The 4,127-nt window shown below is 45.7% G+C and carries 7 protein-coding genes and 1 pseudogene; 7 read left to right on the top strand and 1 reads right to left on the bottom strand.

Features of this window, described 5'->3' with window-relative positions:
- The first annotated feature begins 190 nt into the window (after window positions 1–190).
- A complete protein-coding gene (locus tag DWZ67_RS19870) occupies window positions 191–421 on the top strand; it encodes a hypothetical protein (protein ID WP_004295510.1) in 231 nt (76 codons plus the stop codon).
- A gap of 36 nt (window positions 422–457) precedes the next feature.
- Here DWZ67_RS19870 and DWZ67_RS19865 read toward each other — a convergent pair whose 3' ends face one another.
- Window positions 458–1,483 carry a replication initiation protein gene (locus tag DWZ67_RS19865; RefSeq protein WP_004295509.1) on the bottom strand — a complete coding sequence of 342 codons (1,026 nt, stop codon included), beginning with the start codon at window positions 1,481–1,483 and terminating at the stop codon, window positions 458–460.
- Between the two features lie 412 nt (window positions 1,484–1,895).
- Between DWZ67_RS19865 and DWZ67_RS19860 the strand changes: the two genes are divergently transcribed.
- The 6 genes and pseudogenes from DWZ67_RS19860 to DWZ67_RS19835 form a co-directional block, all read left to right on the top strand.
- Window positions 1,896–2,147 (top strand): hypothetical protein, encoded by a 252-nt coding sequence (locus DWZ67_RS19860; RefSeq protein ID WP_004295507.1) that lies wholly within the window; start codon window positions 1,896–1,898, stop codon window positions 2,145–2,147.
- Window positions 2,144–2,419: a type II toxin-antitoxin system YoeB family toxin gene (locus DWZ67_RS19855; RefSeq protein WP_004327436.1), complete on the top strand. Its 276-nt coding sequence runs from the start codon at window positions 2,144–2,146 to the stop codon at window positions 2,417–2,419. Before DWZ67_RS19860 ends, DWZ67_RS19855 begins: the two co-directional genes overlap by 4 nt.
- 10 nt (window positions 2,420–2,429) lie before the next feature.
- Complete coding sequence (locus DWZ67_RS19850) at window positions 2,430–2,627, top strand: hypothetical protein (protein WP_004295503.1); 198 nt, start codon at window positions 2,430–2,432, stop codon at window positions 2,625–2,627.
- 192 nt (window positions 2,628–2,819) lie between these two features.
- Complete coding sequence (gene mbpA / locus DWZ67_RS20635) at window positions 2,820–3,119, top strand: mobilization protein MbpA (protein ID WP_004327437.1); 300 nt, start codon at window positions 2,820–2,822, stop codon at window positions 3,117–3,119.
- On the top strand, window positions 3,116–3,910 hold the full coding sequence (mbpB, locus tag DWZ67_RS19840; protein WP_007560590.1) for a mobilization protein MbpB: 795 nt from the start codon (window positions 3,116–3,118) through the stop codon (window positions 3,908–3,910). Before mbpA ends, mbpB begins: the two co-directional genes overlap by 4 nt.
- A pseudogene (locus DWZ67_RS19835) lies at window positions 3,867–4,127 on the top strand (hypothetical protein); the annotation flags it as partial. The gene mbpB and the pseudogene DWZ67_RS19835, both read left to right, overlap by 44 nt.

The raw sequence follows: 4,127 nt of genomic DNA, 5'->3' as shown, positions 1-4,127 counted from the left end.
TATGTGGACAAACGAATTTCGTTCTACTCAATCCTTTGTGCTGTTATCTCCCTATTGTTCGCTTGTTTCATGTGCTATCTTTGGACGGATGCAGCCAAAGACCGGGACAACTACAAGCAGTATTATGAATACTACCAAGAGCAGGCAAGGGAACAAAAGGGGAATAAATAAACATCTAACTTTACGAATTATGGGAACAACGGAACACGAAGAACCCCGGTTCTTCTTCATACTGAACAAGGGTGCGAAGTCCGGCGGCGAAATCACCCATGCCGTCCTAAACGGTAGTATCGTTTCGAAGCCGGCAGGCTGGGACGCCTTTCATGGGCTTGCACTGGCGAGAGAGAAACTAAGCAGCGAGGAAATACAACAGCAGATGAAAGAACTTGGTGTAGAAATGGAAATCGTTCCTCTGATTTGACAAGATTACCCGGAGTGTTTCAGCCGGGTAATCTTGTTACTTATCCTTGATTTTCCCTTTAAGGGCGTTTATAATCCACCCTTTCGGATTGTTCTTTTCTCGTGATTTTCCGTTTAGGAGAGCCAGTTCTCCGATAAGGTCGGTTATCTTTTCTTGTGCCGTTATGAATGTCTCTTTGTTCCGGTTTATCTCTTCCGATGTGAAGCCGCAGGAATAACGGAGGTACTCGTACACATGGCTGTCTATCTGATATCGTGCTGTAACCTTTGCTTGCAATTCTTTCCCTTCCAGTTCTTCATCTCTGAACTGTGGTTGATAGACCGGGTAGAACCTAAACCCGGTCACCTTGCTACGTTTGTTGTTTGGGTTTTCACGCACTTTCACGTAGTTGAAAGTGTATGGGCAGCTCTCATCAAGCGCAGCCTTTGCTGGTTTCAAAACTCTTTCCTCAAAATGATCTATTCTGTCTTTTCCGTTCTTGTCCTTGTATTTGTCCGCAGGTATGCCAAGACGGTCTTTCAAGTTTTCAAGGGATATATCCAAAGGGTACACCTGCCCACTCATTAACATGTAAAACCTAAGGGAATACCCAGTAGGTAGCGCAAGAGCCTTGTTTAACTCAAATTCTCTGTACCCCTTGGCGAACTTGGTAAACACATCCCAAAGGTCGTTAGACACACGAAAGGTTATAATGCCAGTGCGTTTTTTATATTTTGGGTTAGATATAAATCCGCACTTCCACCATTCCTCGTCATCTTCGTAAGTAAAAAAACGTCCTGCCAAAGAATCGAGTGCGGCTATGATTTCATTGTAATCACGTCCGGAAAAAATAACGTCAGATACATGCATTTGTGCATCAACATCCCAAAGTCCATGCTCAAACTTGCGTTTCGTGCCTGCATAATCTTTCAGTTTTACTCCCTTTAGTTCAGCTTGGCACGCTTCCAGTATGCGAAGAACTATTCTTTGTTCGTGTATGGACATGTCTTGCTGTTTTGACCATGTATATACCCATGAAACAACAACATCTTTATTCTTGGTAATAGGTAGTTTCTTTTTCATAAACGATTGATTTGCTGCAAATATACACAATCCCCACATTAAAACAAAAAAAGAGGGGTAAAACTCCCAAAGTGTGGGGACTAATTTACTTTTAAACTCCCAAAGTGTGGGGACTAAACTCCCAAAGTGTGGGGAAATACATGTTCTAATCCCTTTATTTATGGGCATTTGCGAAGAAGTGATAGAGCATATTACAGACGATGCTTATAACAGACAAGGGGAATTTATAGAGCTAAGTGGTTGATTTACTGTCGGAAAAAGAAAAACGATAGGGAAAAAGAGCAAAGCAAAACCAACCAACGGGCGGTAGGATTGGAAACGGGTTTTTATGGCGTGTACACGTTTGTGTACAAAATGTTTGTATTTTATTGAAATATAGCTATCTTTGTGCTGAATTTAAAAGCAAACAGATATGGAAGCATTATCAGTAAGAGAATACCGTAACAACCTCGCAGCGTCTTTCACCAAAGCTGACAATGGCGAGCAGGTACTAATTCGCAGGAAAAACGAGATTTACGCTTTGGTAAAAGTTGGTCGTGAAGATTTGATGATAACCCCGGAGCTGCAAGCAAGGATTGACAAGGCAAGGGAAGAAATCAAATCCGGAAAGTGTGTTACCCTCAAAAGCAGTGAGGATATTGACGCTTATTTCGATAGTCTATGATGTACACAATTAGGGTTTCCGACGGGGTGGATAAGGTGATTGCCAAATGGAAGAAATCAAACCCCAATTTGTTCAAGAAGTATAAGAAAATCTACAAAGAATTGTTAGAGCACCCTAAGACTGGGCTTGGGCATCCCGAAGCGTTAAGGGGCGGTGGGGATATTACATGGTCTCGACACATTACCGCCCATGACCGGATAATCTATGACATTTACGAGGAAGTGGTAGAGGTCTACATCTTGGAGGTAGAGGGGCATTACAACGATAAATGATAAAACTGTTATGGTCGAATATTGTGTTTACTGGTTAGAGAACGGCGAGCCTATGCACGAGGTGTTCTCTTCTCTTGCCGCCGCCGAGATGTACTCATGTGCGATAAGAGGGAAAGAAAACATTGAATGGGTGGAGGTGTCCGAAGAAGAAACCATTGATTTGGACGAACTGGAAGACATGTTCCCGGATGACTTCTGCGGCGTGTAATCCCCTTGGGTAGAAATGGGGTAGAATTTGTTAGGCTGTGGGGGATTTTCTAACACGCCGGGGCTTTTTGCTGGGCGGTTGGCGTGGATGTATTCCCATGCGGCATGTGTATATATAGCAAGAAGTGTCCTTGTCGGACAATTCTTGCTTTTCTCGCTTTGCTCAAAAAGATTTTAAGATTACCTTTGTGGCATGGAACTAAGACGGAACGAAAAGATTACATTCCGGTGTACCGAACTTGAAAAGGACGCACTTGCGGAGCAGGCAGCCCGGTGCAGTCTAAGCGTATCGGAATACTGCCGGAGTTTGTCCCTTGGGGGGCGCCCAAGGGAGAGGTACACCGAGGAGGAACGGCAGCTTCTCCGGGACATAGCCCAGTTGAAAGGAACGCTCCAACGGCTGAACAACTACTTCGGTGGTCGCCAGTACCGGGAAGTGTTCGAGGAGAACCGGGCACTAATTACAGAGCTCAAAAAAATACTCTCACGATGATAGGGAAAGGGAAAAGTATATCACATGGTGTGGCGGCATTGGAGTACGACCTCGCCAAAGAGATAAACGGGCAGGCAGTAGCCACCGAGATAGCCCGGCATGAACTTTATGGGTGTACTGGTGCGGAAATGGTGCAGGAAATGAAACCGTATCACATTGATTTTCCGAACGTAAAAAACAACTGCCTACGTTTCGAGGTCAGCCCCTCGATAGAGGAAAGCGCCACCTTTACGGATGCGGACTGGGCGGAACTTGGTAACGACTTCATGCAGCGCATGGGGTTGGCGAACCACCAGTACATCATCATCCGGCACAGCGGTACGGAGAGCAAGAAAGAGCAAGCCCACCTGCACATACTGGCAAACCGGGTTTCCCTTTCCGGGGAACTGTACCGGGACAACTGGATAGGGAAAAAGGCAACGGAAGCCGCCAATGCCATAGCCAAGGAACGGAACTTTGTACAGTCGCAGGACATTGGCAAAGTCAACAAAGCGGAAATCAAGGAAGCCATGGACGGCGTATTGAAGAAGATGCAGGGCTTTGACTTTACCAAATTCAAGGAAGAACTTGGTAAGAGAGGTTTTAAAGTCCGGGAAGCCAGGGCAAGCACCGGGAAACTTAACGGCTACTATGTCACAGCCCGAAGCGGTACGGAGTATAAGGCAAGCGAGATAGGGAAAGGCTACACTCTCGCCCATATCGAGCGGACACAAAGCAAACTGAAGTGCAACTCAATGAACATATCTCATGGAAACAAACTCACACCCGGAAGCGGCAGCTTCCAACGTTAAGCAGGGACAGTACAGCCCCCGGAAAAGAAAAGATACAACGCCAAGGGTAAACCCGCAGCTTGCGGTAGAACTGGTGTATCAAGAACTAAAGCGTGTTGAAGTCTATACGAAGCGCATAGAGGACGCAACAGCCCGAAAGGTACAAATAGACGGGAAAAGCCTTGAAAGTGCCGAAAATCGCCTAAAAAACGTGTTGGCGGACTTTGAACGGCAGGGG

It is taken from the genome of Bacteroides sp. AF34-31BH, assembly GCF_003602795.1.
In the GTDB taxonomy this organism is placed as follows: Bacteria; Bacteroidota; Bacteroidia; order Bacteroidales; family Bacteroidaceae; genus Bacteroides; species Bacteroides uniformis.
This window is presented reverse-complemented; position numbering and strand designations above follow the sequence as displayed.

Bases quoted from the DNA above. Each gene is read 5' to 3' on its own strand.
- DWZ67_RS19850 (WP_004295503.1), top strand. From the start codon at position 2,430: ATGGTCGAATATTGTGTTTACTGGTTAGAGAACGGCGAGCCTATGCAC.
- DWZ67_RS19865 (WP_004295509.1), bottom strand. From the start codon at position 1,483: ATGAAAAAGAAACTACCTATTACCAAGAATAAAGATGTTGTTGTTTCA.
- mbpA (WP_004327437.1), top strand. From the start codon at position 2,820: ATGGAACTAAGACGGAACGAAAAGATTACATTCCGGTGTACCGAACTT.
- DWZ67_RS19870 (WP_004295510.1), top strand. From the start codon at position 191: ATGGGAACAACGGAACACGAAGAACCCCGGTTCTTCTTCATACTGAAC.
- DWZ67_RS19860 (WP_004295507.1), top strand. From the start codon at position 1,896: ATGGAAGCATTATCAGTAAGAGAATACCGTAACAACCTCGCAGCGTCT.
- mbpB (WP_007560590.1), top strand. From the start codon at position 3,116: ATGATAGGGAAAGGGAAAAGTATATCACATGGTGTGGCGGCATTGGAG.
- DWZ67_RS19855 (WP_004327436.1), top strand. From the start codon at position 2,144: ATGATGTACACAATTAGGGTTTCCGACGGGGTGGATAAGGTGATTGCC.